Raw genomic sequence first — 17,593 nt, forward strand, 5'->3', positions numbered from 1 at the left:
GATGCGTAAGTCAGTTATTGCGATTATCATCATCGTTCTGGTAGTTCTGTTCATGTCTGTCTTTGTGGTCAAAGAAGGCGAGCGCGGTATTACTCTGCGCTTTGGTAAAGTACTACGTGACGATGAAAACAAGCCGCTGGTTGTTGCACCAGGCCTGCACTTCAAGATTCCGTTTATTGAATCAGTGAAGATGCTGGATGCGCGTATTCAGACCATGGACAACCAGGCCGATCGCTTTGTCACCAAAGAGAAGAAAGACCTGATCGTTGACTCCTACATTAAGTGGCGTATCAGTGACTTTAGCCGTTACTACCTGGCAACGGGCGGTGGCGATGTTTCTCAGGCAGAAGTCCTGCTGAAACGTAAGTTCTCTGACCGTCTGCGTTCTGAAATTGGTCGTCTGGACGTGAAAGACATCGTTACCGACTCCCGCGGTCGTCTGACCCTGGAAGTGCGTGACGCGCTGAACTCCGGTTCTGCTGGCACGGAAGATGAAGTCGCGACGCCGGCGGCGGACAGCGCAATTGCCGAAGCGGCTGAGCGTGTTCAGGCTGAAACGAAAGGTAAAGTACCGGTCATCAACCCGAACAGTATGGCGGCATTGGGGATTGAAGTGGTTGACGTGCGTATTAAGCAAATCAACCTGCCTGCTGAAGTGTCCGAGGCTATCTACAACCGTATGCGCGCTGAGCGTGAAGCGGTAGCGCGTCGCCATCGTTCACAAGGTCAGGAAGAAGCGGAAAAACTGCGCGCGACGGCAGACTATGAAGTCACCAAAACGCTGGCAGAATCTGAGCGCCAGGGCCGCATAATGCGCGGTGAGGGCGATGCAGAAGCCGCTAAATTGTTTGCCGATGCGTTCAGCCAGGATCCTGACTTCTACGCCTTCATCCGTAGCCTGCGTGCGTACGAGAAGAGCTTCGAAGGTAATCAGGACGTGATGGTCATGAGCCCGGACAGCGATTTCTTCCGCTACATGAAGACGCCGAATACCGCGACACGCTAATAGCGTTCCAGCGGTTTAAAAACCAGCAAAACCACCGGCATCCCCAGGATGCGGTGGTTTTCTTTTTATAAAAGGACGATGGATGAATTCAACAATTTTGCTGGCGCTCGCACTGGTTCTGGTGCTGGAAGGCCTGGGACCGATGCTTTATCCCGGCGCGTGGAAGAAAAATGATCTCCGCAATGGCGCAGCTTCCTGAAAATACTTTACGTCGTTTTGGTGGAGGTCTTGTGGTTGCGGGCGTTGTGGTCTACTACATGTTGAGGAAAACGATTGGCTGATCAATTAGTAGCCTATTTTGCGGATTTTCGCATGCAAAAAGTGCTGTATATCTGAAAAAGCGGTGGTAGAATCCATTTTTAAGCAAACGGTGATTTTGAAAAATGGGTAACAACGTCGTCGTACTGGGCACCCAATGGGGTGACGAAGGTAAAGGGAAGATCGTCGATCTTCTGACTGAACGGGCTAAATATGTTGTGCGCTACCAGGGTGGTCACAACGCAGGCCATACTCTCGTAATCAACGGTGAAAAAACCGTCCTCCATCTTATTCCATCAGGTATTCTTCGCGAGAATGTCATCAGCATCATCGGTAACGGTGTTGTGCTGTCTCCGTCCGCGCTGATGAAAGAAATGAAAGGACTGGAAGATCGTGGTATCCCGGTTCGCGAGCGCCTGCTGTTGTCTGAAGCTTGTCCGCTGATCCTTGATTATCACGTGGCGTTAGATAACGCTCGTGAGAAAGCGCGTGGCGAGAAAGCGATCGGTACTACCGGTCGTGGTATCGGTCCTGCTTATGAAGACAAAGTGGCACGTCGCGGTCTGCGCGTTGGCGATCTGTTTGATAAAGCAACCTTCGCTGAAAAACTGAAAGAAGTGATGGAATATCACAACTTCCAGCTGGTGAATTTCTATAAAGTTGAAGCGGTTGACTACCAGAAAGTGCTGGATGATGTGATGGCGATTGCCGACATCCTGACCTCGATGGTTGTTGATGTTTCCGATCTGCTGGACCAGGCGCGTAAGCGTGGCGATTTCGTCATGTTCGAAGGCGCGCAGGGTACGCTGCTGGATATCGACCACGGTACCTATCCGTACGTAACGTCTTCCAACACTACCGCAGGTGGTGTGGCGACCGGCTCCGGCCTGGGTCCACGTTATGTGGATTACGTTCTGGGTATCATCAAAGCTTACTCTACACGTGTCGGTGCGGGTCCGTTCCCGACTGAGCTGTTTGATGACGTTGGCGAGTTCCTGTGCAAACAAGGTAACGAGTATGGCGCGACCACCGGTCGTCGTCGTCGCACCGGTTGGCTGGACTCCGTTGCTGTACGTCGCGCAGTACAGATTAACTCCCTGTCTGGCTTCTGCCTGACCAAACTGGACGTACTGGACGGTTTGAAAGAGGTGAAAATCTGTGTCGCTTACCGTATGCCAGATGGTCGTGAAGTGACCACGACTCCGCTGGCAGCTGACGACTGGAAAGGTATTGAGCCGATTTACGAAACCATGCCGGGCTGGTCTGAATCCACCTTCGGCGTGAAGGAACGTAGCGGTCTGCCGCAGGCAGCACTGAACTACATCAAGCGTATTGAAGAACTGACCGGTGTGCCGATTGATATTATCTCAACTGGCCCAGACCGTACCGAAACCATGATCCTGCGCGACCCGTTCGACGCATAATTCTGGTTATAGCGTGGCGTCGAATGGCGCTGCGCTTGCACTATCTTAGGCCGGATGGAGCGCTTTGTATTAGAATCCGGCTTAAATTCACGTAAGTTCCTCGCTTTTTTCCTTCCTGAATTGAAATAAATTAGCGACCTGGCTGGTGGCTGGTTTATCATCAATGTAATTAATACCACCAGGTTTATCCGTTTTATCCCTTTTCCTGAGGTTGATGTGCAGTTAACAAGTTTCACCGATTACGGATTACGTGCGCTAATCTACATGGCGTCACTTCCCGAAGGACGTATGACCAGTATTTCTGAGGTGACAGAAGTCTACGGCGTGTCCCGTAATCATATGGTCAAAATAATCAATCAACTTAGCCGGGCGGGCTTTGTTACTGCTATTCGTGGAAAAAATGGCGGTATCCGCTTGGGTAAACCGGCTAAAGCTATTGGTATTGGTGATGTGGTTCGCGAGCTCGAACCTCTATCGTTGGTCAATTGTAGCAGCGAGTTTTGCCATATTACCCCGGCCTGTCGACTCAAACAGGCGCTTTCTAAGGCAGTGCAAAGTTTTCTCACGGAACTGGACAACTACACACTTGCTGATTTGGTTGAAGAAAATCAACCGCTTTATAAATTATTGCTGGTGGAGTGACGAAAATCTTCATCAGAGCTGACAATGGAGGAACCTCAATGTCACAAGATCCTTTCCAGGAACGCGAAGCAGAAAAATACGCGAATCCTATCCCGAGCCGGGAATTTATCCTCGAACATTTAACTAAACGTGAAAAACCGGCCAACCGCGATGAGCTGGCCGCTGAACTCAACATTGAAGGTGAAGAGCAGCAAGAAGCGTTGCGTCGTCGCCTGCGCGCCATGGAGCGTGACGGACAACTGGTCTTCACCCGCCGCCAGTGCTATGCGCTGCCCGAACGTCTTGACCTGCTGAAAGGTACCGTTATTGGCCACCGTGATGGCTACGGCTTTCTGCGCGTTGAAGGCCGTAAAGATGACTTGTACCTGTCCAGCGAGCAGATGAAAACCTGTATTCATGGCGATCAGGTACTGGCACAACCGCTGGGCGCAGATCGTAAAGGTCGTCGCGAAGCGCGTATTGTGCGCGTCCTGGTGCCAAAAACCAGCCAGATTGTCGGTCGCTACTTTACCGACGCTGGCGTTGGGTTTGTTGTCCCTGACGATAGCCGCCTGAGCTTCGATATCCTGATCCCGCCGGAAGAGATTATGGGGGCGCGAATGGGCTTTGTGGTCGTGGTTGAACTGACCCAGCGTCCGACTCGTCGCACCAAAGCGGTGGGTAAAATTGTTGAAGTCCTGGGCGACAACATGGGAACCAGCATGGCCGTAGATATGGCTCTGCGTACTCATGAAATCCCGTATATCTGGCCGCAGGCGGTCGAAAAACAGGTCGCCGGGCTGAAAGAAGAAGTGCCGGAAGAAGCGAAAGTCGGACGTGTCGATCTGCGCTCACTGCCGCTGGTGACTATCGATGGTGAAGATGCGCGTGACTTCGACGATGCGGTTTACTGCGAAAAGAAACGTGGCGGCGGCTGGCGTTTATGGGTGGCGATTGCTGACGTAAGCTATTATGTTCGCCCGCCGACTCCGCTGGACCAGGAAGCCCGCAGCCGTGGCACATCCGTCTACTTCCCGTCGCAGGTTGTTCCGATGCTGCCGGAAGTGCTGTCTAACGGATTGTGTTCTCTCAACCCGCAGGTGGACAGGTTGTGTATGGTCTGCGAAATGACCATTTCGTCGAAAGGCCGTTTAACCGGCTTTAAATTCTACGAAGCGGTCATGAGCTCCCATGCGCGTCTGACCTACACCAAGGTCTGGCATATGCTGCAGGGGGACCAGGAACTGCGTGAGCAGTACGCGCCGTTGGTTAAACACATTGAAGAGTTGCACAACCTCTACAAAGTGCTGGATAAAGCGCGAGAAGAGCGTGGCGGTATCTCGTTTGAAAGTGAAGAAGCGAAGTTTATCTTCAATGCTGAACGCCGTATTGAGCGTATTGAGCAGACACAACGTAATGATGCGCACAAACTGATTGAAGAGTGCATGATCATGGCGAACATCTCCGCGGCGCGATTCGTTGAGAAAGCCAAAGAACCCGCGCTGTTCCGTATTCATGATAAGCCGACGACCGAAGCGATTAACTCGTTCCGTTCCGTACTGGCGGAGTTGGGGCTGGAGTTGCCAGGCGGCAACAAACCGGAGCCACGTGATTACGCTGAGCTGCTGGAGTCGATTGCTGACCGTCCTGACGCTGAAATGCTGCAAACCATGCTGCTGCGTTCGATGAAGCAGGCGATTTACGATCCGGAAAACCGCGGACACTTTGGTCTGGCGCTGCAATCTTATGCGCACTTTACCTCGCCGATCCGTCGTTACCCGGATCTCTCCTTGCACCGGGCGATTAAGTATCTGCTGGCGCAGGAGCAGGGCCATAAGGGCAACACCACGGAAACGGGTGGCTACCATTATTCGATGGAAGAGATGCTGCAACTGGGTCAGCACTGTTCGATGGCCGAGCGCCGTGCTGACGAAGCCACGCGCGATGTCTCTGACTGGTTGAAGTGCGACTTCATGCTGGATCAGGTAGGGAATGTCTTCAAAGGCGTGATCGCCAGCGTCACCGGATTTGGCTTCTTTGTCCGTCTTGATGAGTTGTTTATCGACGGTCTGGTGCATGTCTCCTCCCTGGATAACGACTACTATCGTTTCGACCAGGTTGGGCAGCGCCTGACGGGTGAATCCAGCGGTCAAATGTATCGCCTGGGCGATCGGGTGGAAGTTCGTGTAGAAGCGGTCAATATGGACGAGCGTAAAATCGACTTCAGTTTGATCTCCAGCGAACGTGCACCGCGCAATGAAGGCAAAACCGCGCGCGAAAAAGCGAAAAAAGGTGATGCAGGTAAAAATACCGGTAAACGTCGTCAGATGGGCAAAAAGGTGAATTTCGAGCCGGACAGCGCTTTCCGCGGCGAGAAGAAAGGCAGAGCCAAACCTCAGGCGGATAAGAAAACGGCTGAGAAGAAAGGCGACAAAAAAGCGAAAAAGCCATCGGCAAAAACGCTTAAAATCGCTGCCGCCACCAAAGCTAAACGTGCGTCGAAAAAGAAAGTCGCACAATAACAGCCATAAACAGTAAGTCGGGCAACTTCGCGTTGCCCGCGTTACACATAAAAAATTAACGAGTACATTCATGAGTGAAATGATTTACGGCATCCATGCGGTGCAGGCTCTGCTGGAACGTGCGCCTGAGCGCTTCCAGGACGTCTTTATTCTCAAAGGTCGTGAAGATAAACGCCTGCTGCCGCTGATCCACGCACTGGAAGCACAGGGTGTTGTCATTCAGTTGGCTAACCGCCAGTTCCTGGATGAGAAAAGTGAGGGTGCGGTACATCAGGGCATTATTGCTCGCGTGAAGCCGGGTCGTCAGTACCAGGAGAACGATCTGCCGGATCTGATTGCTACACTCGATCAGCCGTTCTTTTTGATCCTTGATGGCGTCACTGACCCGCATAATCTGGGCGCATGTCTGCGTAGCGCCGATGCTGCTGGCGTGCATGCGGTTATCGTACCGAAGGATCGTTCTGCGCAGCTGAATGCGACGGCGAAAAAAGTGGCCTGCGGCGCGGCAGAAAGCGTACCGCTGATCCGTGTAACTAATCTGGCACGCACCATGCGTATGCTGCAGGAAGAGAATATCTGGATCGTCGGAACCGCAGGTGAAGCCGACCATACTCTCTACCAGAGCAAAATGACCGGGCGTCTGGCGCTGGTGATGGGCGCAGAGGGTGAAGGTATGCGCCGTCTGACCCGTGAACACTGTGACGAACTCATCAGCATCCCGATGGCAGGTAGCGTTTCGTCGCTGAACGTTTCAGTTGCGACGGGCATCTGCCTGTTTGAAGCAGTCCGCCAGCGCGGATAAATTTAATTTTCAGACAAACCATCCAATTTAGGATGGTTTTTTTTTATCTAAAACGGGTATTATAAGCGAGTAAAAATAACATTCATTTTATTTATTCCTAAATAATCAATATATGGAAGATATATAGTGTGGACTCCACAAATGCTCGCTACTGCGCTGCAGAATATCCATGATTTAAATATTAAAACTCATAATGATGAGCAATCCTTAATAGTTAAAATGGATGATTATGGCGATCTGCAGCTTAACGTTTTATTTACTTCCCGCCAGATGATAATTGAAACTATTATTTGTTCGGTGAATGATATTCAACACCATGACGAATTCAATCTCTTTTTGTTACGTCATCAAAAACTGCTGCCGCTGTCCTCTGTGGGAATTTCTCGCGTTCAGCGAGATGAATATTACGTTGCGTTTGGCGCGCTGTCGCTTAATTCATCTCTGGACGATGTTGTCCTTGAAATGAAAACGTTAGCCGATAATGCGCTGGATCTGGCTGAAATCACTGAAGAATACACGCACGAATAACAAGGAACGTTATTAATGGGAATTTTGAAAAGTCTGTTCACCCTCGGCAAGTCAATGATTTCGCAAGCGGAAGAATCAATTGAAGAAGCACAGGGTGTGCGGATGCTGGAGCAGCATATTCGTGACGCGAAAGGTGAACTGGATAAAGCGGGAAAATCACGGGTTGATCTGTTGGCGCGTGTGAAGCTCAGCAACGACAAACTGAAAGATTTGCGCGACCGTAAATCCACGCTGGAAACGCGAGCGATGGAAGCGCTGAGTAAAAACGTTGATCCATCTTTGATAAATGAAGTTGCGGAAGAGATTGCCCGCCTTGAGAATATGATTTCAGCTGAAGAGCAAGTACTTACTAACATTGAGGCGTCGCGCGATGGCGTTGAGAAAGCGGTGAACGCAACCTCACAACGGATTGCGCAGTTCGAACAGCAGCTTGAGGTGGTAAAGGCAACAGAAGCGATGCAGCGCGCCCAACAGGCGGTGACTACATCGACAGTGGGCGCGTCTTCCAGCGTGTCTACAGCCGCAGAGTCGCTCAAGCGTTTGCAAACGCGGCAGGCAGAGCGTCAGGCTCGTCTGGATACCGCTGCGCAACTCGAAAAGGTTGCCGATGGGCGTGACCTCGACGAGAAGCTGGCCGAAGCTGGCATTGGGGCGACCAATAAAAGTTCGGCTCAGGATGTCCTGGCACGACTGCAGCGTCAGCAAGGCGAGTAATGCTGTTCACCTGGGTCATCAAAACGTGCCAACGGCACCTTTCAAGACTGACCTGGCCTGCATTACTGGGGTTATTCGCAGGGCAGTATCTGTTTTGTTACCTGGTGCTGAGGTTACTTGGTGAGGCGGTACTGGTTGGTCGTCTGAGCGACTTTATTTATTACTGCTCAGTCGTCGGCTCTACGTTGGGTTTTGGTGACATGAGTCCGCAAACTGCGGCAGGTCGGATTTTTACAGCGATCTGGCAAATTCCTGTCAGCGTTGGTTTATTTGGCGCATTAATGGGAAAGGTTATCGGCCTGGTGCAAGGGATGTTAGCGAAAGGAATGATGGGGATGGGAGATTATCAGCATTTGCGTAACCATATGCTGGTGGTCGGTTGGCGAGGCCACCAGACGGAAAAAATGATATCGCTGTTGCTGTATGACACCCGGCGCGCTTTTGAGCGGGTGCTCCTGTGTGAATCAGATGATATTCAGCATCCTTTATCAGGAAATAACTGGGTTGATTTCATTCGTATCCGTAATTTTAATGACCCGCAAGAGCATGCTCGCATGGGGTTATGCAATTGCCAGAGTGTGATCATATTTGCTCGTACAGATGAACTCACGTTTACCATCGCGCTTTCACTGGTAGATTCCATTCCTGAACAATGCCATGTTGTTGCTTATATGGAAGATGAGCGTTACGCAGGATTGCTGGAAGTTCATTGTCCGCGCATTGAAATTGTGCGCAATCTCTCCGCTGAGCAGCTTTCTCGCTCCATTCAGGACCCAGGGTCTTCGCAGTCGGTCGCATCCATCATGAATCCCATGCTGGGTGATACGGGGTTTGCCGTGCCAATACCTGAAGAGGTGGTTTCAATTCGTTATGGCGACCTCATGCGCTATATGAAGCTTCGTCACGATGCCACGGTTTTGGGGATTAGCAGCTGTAAAAATGGTCGGGGGATGGAATTAAATCCGGTCATTTCGACAGAGGTAAAAGGAGGTATGTGGCTGCATCTGATAGGTAATAGCCGCATTCTGGCGAAAGAGATTGCATGGCTGGAGATAGAGGGAAAATAATGACGAGTTTTTTCCAGCGTTTATTTGGTAAAGCTGCTGCCGATGCGCCAGTACGCGGGCCGTTGGGGTTACATCTGAATGCAGGGTTTACGCTCAATACACTGGCGTTTCGCCTGCTGGAAGAGTCTTTGCTGATCGAATTACCTGGTGAGGAGTACACCGTCGCCGCGGTTAGCCATATTGATTTGGGAGGAGGAAGCCAGATTTTCCGCTACTACACGTCTGGAGAGGAGTTTCTGCAAATCAATACCACGGGCGGCTCAGATATTGATGATATCGACGATATCAAATTTTTTGTTTATGAAGAAAGTTACGGGATTTCACAGAAAAAACACTGGCAGTCTGCCATTAGCCCGTCCGCAATAGGTACGCCGACGCTGAGCTGGCAGGAAGTATGCTGGCAGCGCTTTTTTAACGATGAAGAGCCGGGGAATATTGAACCGGTTTATATGCTGGAGAAAGTGGAAAATCATCAGCATGCCACATGGGATGTACATAATTTTACTATGGGCTACCAGCGGCAGGTTACAGATGATACGTGGGAATACCTGTTGTTAAACGGTGAAGAGTCGTTCAATGAGCAGGGAGAGCCTGAGTGGGTATTTTCGCGGGCGCTGGGTGTAGATATTTCATTAACATCGCTTGATATTATTGGTTAATTTTAGGGATGGTTACAATGCATATACTGGATTCATTACTGGCTTTTTGCGCCTATTTTTTTATTGGTGCAGCCATGGTGATAATTTTTCTTATCATCTATTCAAAGATTACACCGCACAATGAATGGCAGCTGATTAAAAATAATAATACGGCAGCATCGCTGGCCTTTAGCGGTACATTGCTGGGCTACGTTATTCCGTTATCCAGCGCGGCAATAAATGCTGTTAGCATCCCGGATTATTTTTGTTGGGGGGCAATTGCGCTGGTAATTCAACTCATTATCTACGGCGGCGTGCGTTTATACATGCCAGCACTGAGTGAGAAAATTATTAATCACAATACCGCAGCGGGAATGTTTATGGGGACTGCTGCCCTGGCGGGGGGCATTTTTAACGCCGCCTGCATGACATGGTAATGGACGATCATGGCAAGAATACGCAAATCCGGAAACAAAAACAGGACGTCAGGGCATTCCTCCATCACGCGAATCGGACGCCCGGTCGATCCTTTTGCAAAAAAACGCAGCCGCTACAGCGGAAAATATCTGACGTTGGCCATTATGGGCGGAGCGGCATTTTTTATCCTTAAAGGATGCACAGACGACGATAATACCGATAACGACGGTGACGGTACCTTTTACTCCACGGTGAACGAATGCATTGACGGTGGCAATAGCGCCACCGTTTGTGCCGATGGCTGGAATAATGCGAAATCAGAGTTTTACGCTGATCTGCCGAAGCAAATGAGCAAGGAGAGTTGTCAGACGCAGTTTGGTGACTGCTATCTCGATAGCACCGATCAAAGCTGGGTGCCGGTATTCACCGGTTTTTTACTCAGCCGCATTATTCGTAAGGATCGCGACGAGCAGTATGTCTACAGCAGCGGCGGTTCTTCTTATGCTTCACGCCCGGTCTGGCGTACGCCTTCCGGAGATTACAGTTGGCGTTCCGGTAGCGGAAAGAGTGATACCGCAACCAGCCATAGCTATACGACGAAAAAAGTCTCGACAGTTTCACGCGGCGGCTACGGACGTTCGTCCAGCGCACGCGGGCACTGGGGAGGTTAACGATGCTGCGACATGATGTCCCTGTGCGCCCCGCTCTGGACAGGATCGCCTACGATCATGGTTTCGATTTTCATATTATCGATGACGAAATCTACTGGGATGAGAGTCGGGCATACCGCTTTACGCTCAGGCAAGTGGAAGAGCAGATCGAAAAGCCTACCGCAGAATTGCACCAGATGTGTCTGGATGTCGTCGAGCGGGCAGTTAAAGACGAACAGATTATGCAGCAACTGGCGATCCCGCCCCTGTACTGGGATGTGATTGCCGAAAGCTGGCGCGATCGCGATCCTTCGCTGTATGGCCGCATGGATTTTGTCTGGTGCGGGAATAACGCCCCGGTCAAGCTGCTGGAGTACAACGCCGATACGCCAACGTCGCTCTACGAGTCCGCGTATTTCCAGTGGTTATGGCTGGAAGATGCGCGTCGTAGCGGAGTGATCCCACGCGATGCCGACCAGTACAACGCTATTCAGGAGCGGCTGATCTCTCGTTTTGCTGAGCTTTATAGTCCCGAGCCCTTCTATTTCTGCTGCTGCGAAGATACCGATGAAGATCGGACCACGGTATTGTATTTACAGGATTGCGCGCAGCAGGCTGGGCAAAAGTCACGATTTATTTATGTCGAAGAACTGGGGCTTGGCGTCGGCGGCGTGCTCACGGATCTGGACGATAACGTCGTTCGTCGCGCCTTTAAGCTCTATCCTCTGGAGTGGATGATGCGCGATGAAAATGGTCCCTTACTGCGCCATCGCCGAGAACAGTGGGTTGAGCCGTTGTGGAAGAGTGTGCTCAGCAATAAAGGGCTGATGCCTTTGCTGTGGCGATTTTTTCCCAACCATCCTAATCTGCTTCCCGCCTGGTTTGATGGTGAAACGCCACAAATTGCGGCTGGTAAAAGTTATGTGCGCAAACCGATATTTTCTCGGGAGGGGGAAACGTCACCATTTTTAATGGTCAGCAGCAGGTCGTTGAACATGCTGAGGGGGACTACGCCGAAGAGCCGATGATCTATCAGGCATTTCAGCCATTACCGCACTTTGGCGACAGCTATACGCTGATCGGCAGTTGGATCGTGGATGATGAAGCCTGTGGTATGGGGATCCGCGAGGACAATACGTTGATCACTAAAGATACTTCTCGTTTCGTCCCTCACTATATTGCGGGCTAACCGCACTTTTGTGATCTCTCTCCGTCGCGAATAATGAGGTTCTGACCATACTTAAGGCGAGGGCCATTGACGGAGGGAGACACAATGCACTGGCAAACGCATACCGTTTTTAACCAACCTGTACCGCTCAATAACAGCAATTTGTACCTGTCGGATGGGGCTCTGTGCGAAGCGGTCAATCGCGAAGGCGCGGCCTGGGACAGCGATCTTCTCGCCAGTATTGGTCAGCAGTTAGGGACTGCCGAGTCGCTCGAATTGGGTCGGTTGGCTAACGCTTATCCACCGGAACTGTTGCGCTACGACCCGCAGGGGCAGCGGTTGGATGATGTGCGTTTTCATCCAGCCTGGCATATGCTGATGCAGGGATTGTGCGCCAACCGCGTACATAATCTGGCCTGGGAAGAAGACGCGAGGCAGGGAACATTTGTTGCCCGGGCGGCCCGCTTCATGCTGCATGCACAGGTGGAAGCGGGTACGTTGTGTCCGGTGACTATGACGTTTGCCGCCACGCCGCTGTTGATCCAAATGTTACCTGCACAATTTCGCGACTGGTTGACGCCGCTGCTAAGCGACCGTTATGACTCGCATTTACTGCCCGGAGGGCAAAAGCGTGGGCTGCTAATCGGCATGGGAATGACCGAAAAGCAGGGTGGTTCAGATGTGCTGAGCAATACCACTCAGGCAGAACGTCTTACAGACGGCGCGTATCGGCTGGTCGGACATAAGTGGTTTTTCTCCGTGCCGCAAAGCGATGCCCATTTGGTGTTGGCTCAGGCAAAGGGCGGTTTATCCTGCTTTTTTGTACCGCGATTTTTACCTGATGGGAGCCGGAATGCGATTCGTTTTGAACGACTCAAAGATAAGTTAGGCAACCGATCCAACGCCAGCTGCGAGGTTGAATTCCACGATGCGATTGGTTGGCTATTGGGTGACGAAGGGGAAGGTATCCGCCATATCCTGAAAATGGGCGGGATGACGCGTTTTGACTGCGCGCTCGGCAGTCACGGCATGATGCGGCGTGCTTTTTCCGTCGCGATTTACCATGCGCATCAGCGACAGGTTTTTGGTAAGGCATTGATTGAACAACCGATGATGCGTCAGGTATTAGGTCGAATGGCACTCCAGTTAGAAGGACAGACGGCGTTATTGTTCCGACTGGCGCGGGCCTGGGACCGTCGTGCTGATGTCAAAGAAGCGCTGTGGGCCAGGTTGTTTACGCCAGCAGCGAAATTCTCCATTTGCAAGGCCGGTATGCCGTTTGTGGCAGAGGCGATGGAAGTGCTGGGCGGGATTGGCTATTGCGAGGAGAGCGAGCTGCCGCGGCTGTATCGTGAGATGCCGGTAAACAGTATTTGGGAAGGCTCCGGTAACATTATGTGCCTTGATGTATTGCGGGTACTGACAAAACAACCCGGCATCTACGATATGCTCAGCGAAGCTTTTGCGGAGGTAAAGGGGCAAGATCGGTATTACGATCGAATGGTACGTCAGCTACAGCAACGTTTACGTAAACCCAGCGAGGAGTTGGGACGGGAGATTACGCAGCAACTGTTCTTGCTCGGCTGCGGGGCACAGATGTTGCGCTATGCCTCTCCGCCAGTGGCGCAGGCCTGGTGTCAAATGATGCTCGATACGCGGGGCGGACTACGATTGTCAGAACAGGTGCTGAACGATTTGCTCCTGCGGGCAACGGGGGGATTACGGTAATAACTTGCCTGATGGCGACGCGGGCGCGTCTTATCATGCCTACGCTCAGTCCAGGTCAGATAAGTTTACGCCATCCGGCAATCTGTTACGCATAAAGTATGGCCTGTACGCGCCAGTTATCGGGCTGCTGGTCTTCGTACATTTGAATGATCCGATACCATGAGGCACCTTGTTCATCCGCTTTTAACGCGATTACACGTTCTACATCCTGCGGATTCCCAGCAATGTTACTGACAGAGATCAGGCCAATTTCGTTCAGGCCCGTAACGCAGTCAGCACTGGCGAACTCGGCAGACTGCGCCGTAGTACCTACCAGTCCGGCAGAAAGCAGCAGTGAGGATAAGGCAAGTGTTTGTTTCATCGTCAGCTCCATTATTCGTACCCCTACACACGGCAGGGCATTCCATCGCGATAATAAACCGCAAGCTTCCTGCTGTTGGTTTATTGTGCACAGGTAAACGCATAGGGGCGCAAAGCAATGTAAAGCTGACTAAATTTCAACCCAATGTTATTTACGATACAAAATTGCCTGTGAATACCATTGGCCTGTCACGATGGTTTCATCCACTAATAAAACCACGTAGTAATCAGCTTTAGCCGCGACGGCTTTGGCACGGATCTCTGCCAGCGCATCATCCGGAGAGCCTCTTACCAGCGAGCTAACCGTCCCTATTCGCTGTAACCCATTACTTTGGTCACGGCGAATCTCCTGCGGGTGGTCGGCAACGGGTGGTGCGGGTTGCGGAGTTCCCTGTAGCACGCTACAGGCGCTTAAAAACACCACCAACAATAAAGAGGCAAACCGACGCATAACTCTATCTCGTTTCCTGATATCCATAGTGTAGTGCCTTATCAATTTCCCTTTAGGGGAATGTTCCCGAATTGTTATCTCTCACGCGATTTTCGAATGAAAATGTTGTGAAAGCGTAACCCAGTTCTCAACATTATGAATCATTGCCGAACACATTCGCTTGCGTTAAGTATTGCTGCATGGCATACCAGAAAGAAAGAGGCGACAAATGATCGAAATTGAAACACGACAGTTGGCTGGTATCCCTGTCCTGCACGCCGTTCCGGCAGGCAAGTGTGAAAGTTCACTCCCATGCATTATCTTCTACCACGGATTTACATCTTCAAGTCTGGTCTACAGTTATTTTGCCGTTGCTCTGGCTCAGGCCGGATTTCGCGTCGTCATGCCAGATGCGCCCGACCATGGTGTCCGCTTTAACGGTAATGCTCAGGAGCGAATGTTCCGCTTCTGGAATATATTGCAGCAAAACATGCAGGAATTTACGACGTTACGTGCGGCGCTGGTGGCGGAAAATTGGTTATCAGATGAACGACTTGCTGTTGCGGGAGCATCCATGGGGGGAATGACGGCGTTGGGCATTATGGCTCGCCACACCGAGGTTAAATGTGTAGCCAGCCTGATGGGTTCAGGCTATTTCACCCGTCTTGCGCATACGCTTTTTCCTCCTTTGCAGGTCCAGACGCCAGAGCAGCAGGCAGAGTTCGATGCCGTTATTGATCCGCTAGCCGAATGGGATGTTACGCATCAACTGCAACGTCTGGCCGATAGACCATTGCTGCTGTGGCATGGACAAGAAGACGATGTGGTACCGGCGGTTGAAACCTACCGCTTACAGCAGGCGCTGATTCAGGCAGGGTTGGACAATAATCTGACCTGCCTGTGGGAAGCGGGCGTGCGCCATCGCATTACGCCTGAAGCGCTGGCTGCGACGGTAACATTTTTTCGCCAGCACCTTTAAACGCGCATAATGCTTACGCCCTGAGCTTCAAGCTGTTGCAGAATTTCAGGGTTCGCGTTTTTACCGGTAATGAGCATATCGATTTGATCGGCGCGGCTGAACAGCATCCCCGCGCGTTCACCGACCTTACTGCTGTCGACCAGTACCACCAGTTTGCCCACCACGTTAAGCATCTTCTGCTCGGCCATCGCAGTCAGCATATCGGTTTTATACAGTCCGTCCGCGGTCAACCCTTTACCGCTGGTAAACATCCAGTGTCCGGCATACAGGCTATTTTCACTGCCTTGCGGGCTAAGCGTGATGGATTGGCTTTTGTTGTATTGCCCGCCCATGATGATCACGCTGTCATGCTCCTGGTCGATCAGATAATTTGCCAGCGGCAGATAATTGGTGATGATCTGCACTGGCTTGCCGCACATTTCACGACCCAGCAGGAAAGCGGTCGATCCGCAGTTGATCACCACACTTTCACCCGCATTCACAAGCTGGGATGCCGCCTTGGCAATACGTACTTTTTCATCGTGGTTCTGCGCCTGGTGCAAATTCATTGGCGTCCAGCGCGGACGCTGCTGCGTAATAGCTTCTGCGCCGTTGCGGACTTTCTTGAGTTTGCCGCTTTCGTCGAGTTTGTTGATGTCCCTACGGGCCGTTGCGGGTGAAATCCCCAGACGCTCAATCACGTTCTCAACGGTAACAAAGCCCAACTGCGCCAGCATATCCAGCAATATTTGATGTCTTTGTGCTTCAGTCATGAGCTATTCCGATACAAATTGATTTGAAAAGATGATATTTGAAATAGCCTGGAAATACTAAAGTAAAAGGGAAAAATGCCGGGATGACCCGGCATTTTGTGTGGATCACAGGAAGGATTTAAACGGTAAATCTGGTTCAATGGTGAAGCAGTCATCAAAGCCGCGCGGATAGTGATATTCAAAGTTATCTTTGTCCAGCGGCCAGGTGAACTTGCCGCCTACCTGCCAGATGAATGGCTTAAAGCCATACTTCAGCCGATCCTTTTTCATCTCCCACAGGACGCGGATCTCTTGAGGGTCAGCCTGAAAGTTTGACCAGATGTCATGATGGAAGGGGATCACCACTTTCGTATTCAGCGCTTCAGCCATACGCAGCATGTCGGCGCTGGTCATTTTGTCCGTAATCCCACGCGGATTCTCACCGTAGGATCCAAGCGCGACGTCAATCTGGTGCTCGTTGCCATGTTTTGCATAATAGTTGGAGTAGTGTGAGTCTCCGCTGTGATACAGCGTCCCCCCCGGCGTTTTGAACAGGTAGTTTACCGCGCGGGCATCCATACCATCCGGCAGCACGCCTGCCGCTTTTTGATCTGCAGGCAAGGTGATTAATGCCGTACGATCAAACGCGTCGAGCGCGTGAATCTCAATATCTTTTACTTTAACAACGTCGCCCGGTTTCACTACGATGCAGCGTTCTTTTGGTACGCCCCAACCGATCCATAGATCCACGCAGGTTTGTGGTCCGATAAACGGCACGTCGTCGGCGCAGTTCTGCATGACGGCTGCCGCAACATTCACATCGATGTGATCGTTATGATCGTGCGTCGCGAGTACCGCATCGATCTGTCGAATGGCAAACGGATCAAGAACAAACGGTGTGGTGCGCAGATTCGGCTGCAGTTTTTTCACCCCTGCCATACGTTGCATTTGGTGGCCGGTTTTCATCAGCGGGTTACCGTGACTCTGTTTACCCGTACCGCACCAAAAATCGACGCAGACGTTAGTCCCGCCCTCTGACTTCAGCCAAATTCCGGTACAGCCAAGCCACCACATAGCGAAAGTGCCTGGTGCAACCTGTTCCTGTTCGATCTCTTCATTCAGCCAGCTTCCCCACTCCGGGAATGTACTCAGGATCCATGATTCACGCGTGATGCTTTTTACTTTACTCATCGCATTTACCTTCATATTTACTCAAATTGAATCAATGTGTGATTTGTTTTGATTAATCCTGACATTATTTTTTCATATTGGCAATGGGGGATTTTTGAGCTTTGCACCAATGACAGAAAAGGTAATGTAATGATTTTAGGTGGTTTTACGCTATGGGGTTTATTGTAATTTATTGATTTAATTAACATTGAGTATTTTTCGTCGCACTGCTTAATTATCCACTCTTTAAATGTGGTAATTATTTGCGTACTGCATCACATTTAATCAAATTTAATCTTGTTGTGATTACTTTTGAAAATTACAGTGAGTGGACAACATCCTGGGCATCTGGAAAGCCCGGCAACTTCGTCTACTGGAGA

The 17,593-nt window shown here is 51.0% G+C and carries 17 protein-coding genes and 2 pseudogenes; 15 read left to right on the plus strand and 4 right to left on the minus strand.

Going from position 1 to position 17,593, the window contains the following annotated elements:
• Position 1: 1 nt before the first annotated feature.
• The 14 genes and pseudogenes from hflC (at position 2) to ACU8YC_RS12725 (ending at position 13,543) form a co-directional block, all read left to right on the plus strand.
• Complete coding sequence (gene hflC / locus ACU8YC_RS12660; protein WP_151217347.1) at positions 2–1,006, plus strand: protease modulator HflC; 1,005 nt, start codon at positions 2–4, stop codon at positions 1,004–1,006.
• Positions 1,007–1,088: 82 nt separating this feature from the next.
• Positions 1,089–1,287 (plus strand): annotated as a pseudogene (locus tag ACU8YC_RS12665) (DUF2065 domain-containing protein).
• A gap of 102 nt (positions 1,288–1,389) precedes the next feature.
• Positions 1,390–2,688: an adenylosuccinate synthase gene (gene purA / locus ACU8YC_RS12670; RefSeq protein WP_003025606.1), complete on the plus strand. Its 1,299-nt coding sequence runs from the start codon at positions 1,390–1,392 to the stop codon at positions 2,686–2,688.
• A gap of 216 nt (positions 2,689–2,904) precedes the next feature.
• Positions 2,905–3,330, plus strand: coding sequence for a nitric oxide-sensing transcriptional repressor NsrR (nsrR, locus tag ACU8YC_RS12675; RefSeq protein WP_005134424.1), 426 nt, complete (start codon positions 2,905–2,907; stop codon positions 3,328–3,330).
• Positions 3,331–3,368: 38 nt separating this feature from the next.
• Entirely contained in the window at positions 3,369–5,831 is a 2,463-nt protein-coding gene (gene rnr / locus ACU8YC_RS12680; RefSeq protein ID WP_210904351.1) for a ribonuclease R, read from the plus strand.
• A 70-nt stretch (positions 5,832–5,901) separates the two neighbouring features.
• A complete protein-coding gene (rlmB, locus tag ACU8YC_RS12685) occupies positions 5,902–6,633 on the plus strand; it encodes a 23S rRNA (guanosine(2251)-2'-O)-methyltransferase RlmB (protein WP_003830482.1) in 732 nt (243 codons plus the stop codon).
• A 123-nt stretch (positions 6,634–6,756) separates the two neighbouring features.
• Complete coding sequence (locus tag ACU8YC_RS12690) at positions 6,757–7,161, plus strand: YjfI family protein (RefSeq protein ID WP_151224459.1); 405 nt, start codon at positions 6,757–6,759, stop codon at positions 7,159–7,161.
• A 15-nt stretch (positions 7,162–7,176) separates the two neighbouring features.
• Positions 7,177–7,875: a PspA/IM30 family protein gene (locus ACU8YC_RS12695; protein WP_187253603.1), complete on the plus strand. Its 699-nt coding sequence runs from the start codon at positions 7,177–7,179 to the stop codon at positions 7,873–7,875.
• Positions 7,875–8,942 carry a potassium channel family protein gene (locus ACU8YC_RS12700; protein WP_151217351.1) on the plus strand — a complete coding sequence of 356 codons (1,068 nt, stop codon included), beginning with the start codon at positions 7,875–7,877 and terminating at the stop codon, positions 8,940–8,942. The genes ACU8YC_RS12695 and ACU8YC_RS12700 overlap by 1 nt, the downstream gene beginning before the upstream one ends.
• Entirely contained in the window at positions 8,918–9,601 is a 684-nt protein-coding gene (locus ACU8YC_RS12705; protein WP_187253605.1) for a YjfK family protein, read from the plus strand. The genes ACU8YC_RS12700 and ACU8YC_RS12705 overlap by 25 nt, the downstream gene beginning before the upstream one ends.
• A gap of 17 nt (positions 9,602–9,618) precedes the next feature.
• Positions 9,619–10,017 (plus strand): DUF350 domain-containing protein, encoded by a 399-nt coding sequence (locus ACU8YC_RS12710; RefSeq protein ID WP_006686318.1) that lies wholly within the window; start codon positions 9,619–9,621, stop codon positions 10,015–10,017.
• Between the two features lie 9 nt (positions 10,018–10,026).
• On the plus strand, positions 10,027–10,668 hold the full coding sequence (locus tag ACU8YC_RS12715; protein WP_187259217.1) for a DUF1190 domain-containing protein: 642 nt from the start codon (positions 10,027–10,029) through the stop codon (positions 10,666–10,668).
• Positions 10,669–10,670: 2 nt separating this feature from the next.
• Positions 10,671–11,836 (plus strand): annotated as a pseudogene (locus ACU8YC_RS12720) (glutathionylspermidine synthase family protein).
• A gap of 84 nt (positions 11,837–11,920) precedes the next feature.
• Positions 11,921–13,543: an isovaleryl-CoA dehydrogenase gene (locus ACU8YC_RS12725; protein WP_252838494.1), complete on the plus strand. Its 1,623-nt coding sequence runs from the start codon at positions 11,921–11,923 to the stop codon at positions 13,541–13,543.
• A gap of 85 nt (positions 13,544–13,628) precedes the next feature.
• Here ACU8YC_RS12725 and yjfN read toward each other — a convergent pair whose 3' ends face one another.
• On the minus strand, positions 13,629–13,904 hold the full coding sequence (gene yjfN, locus ACU8YC_RS12730; protein ID WP_151217356.1) for a DUF1471 family protease activator YjfN: 276 nt from the start codon (positions 13,902–13,904) through the stop codon (positions 13,629–13,631).
• Positions 13,905–14,051: 147 nt separating this feature from the next.
• Positions 14,052–14,381 (minus strand): biofilm peroxide resistance protein BsmA, encoded by a 330-nt coding sequence (bsmA, locus tag ACU8YC_RS12735; RefSeq protein ID WP_151217358.1) that lies wholly within the window; start codon positions 14,379–14,381, stop codon positions 14,052–14,054.
• A gap of 181 nt (positions 14,382–14,562) precedes the next feature.
• On the opposite strand from bsmA, the gene yjfP reads away from it, so the two are divergent.
• The gene (gene yjfP, locus ACU8YC_RS12740; RefSeq protein WP_252838493.1) at positions 14,563–15,312 is read left to right on the plus strand and encodes an esterase; all 750 of its coding nucleotides are present in this window, start codon (positions 14,563–14,565) and stop codon (positions 15,310–15,312) included.
• Here the strand turns inward: yjfP and ulaR are convergent.
• On the minus strand, positions 15,309–16,064 hold the full coding sequence (ulaR, locus tag ACU8YC_RS12745; protein ID WP_003025646.1) for an HTH-type transcriptional regulator UlaR: 756 nt from the start codon (positions 16,062–16,064) through the stop codon (positions 15,309–15,311). The two genes, yjfP and ulaR, sit on opposite strands and share 4 nt — an antisense overlap.
• Positions 16,065–16,169: 105 nt before the next feature.
• Entirely contained in the window at positions 16,170–17,234 is a 1,065-nt protein-coding gene (gene ulaG / locus ACU8YC_RS12750; protein ID WP_151217362.1) for an L-ascorbate 6-phosphate lactonase, read from the minus strand.
• Between the last annotated feature and the right edge of the window lie 359 nt (positions 17,235–17,593).

This window comes from Citrobacter sp. VF227, from assembly GCF_052950715.1.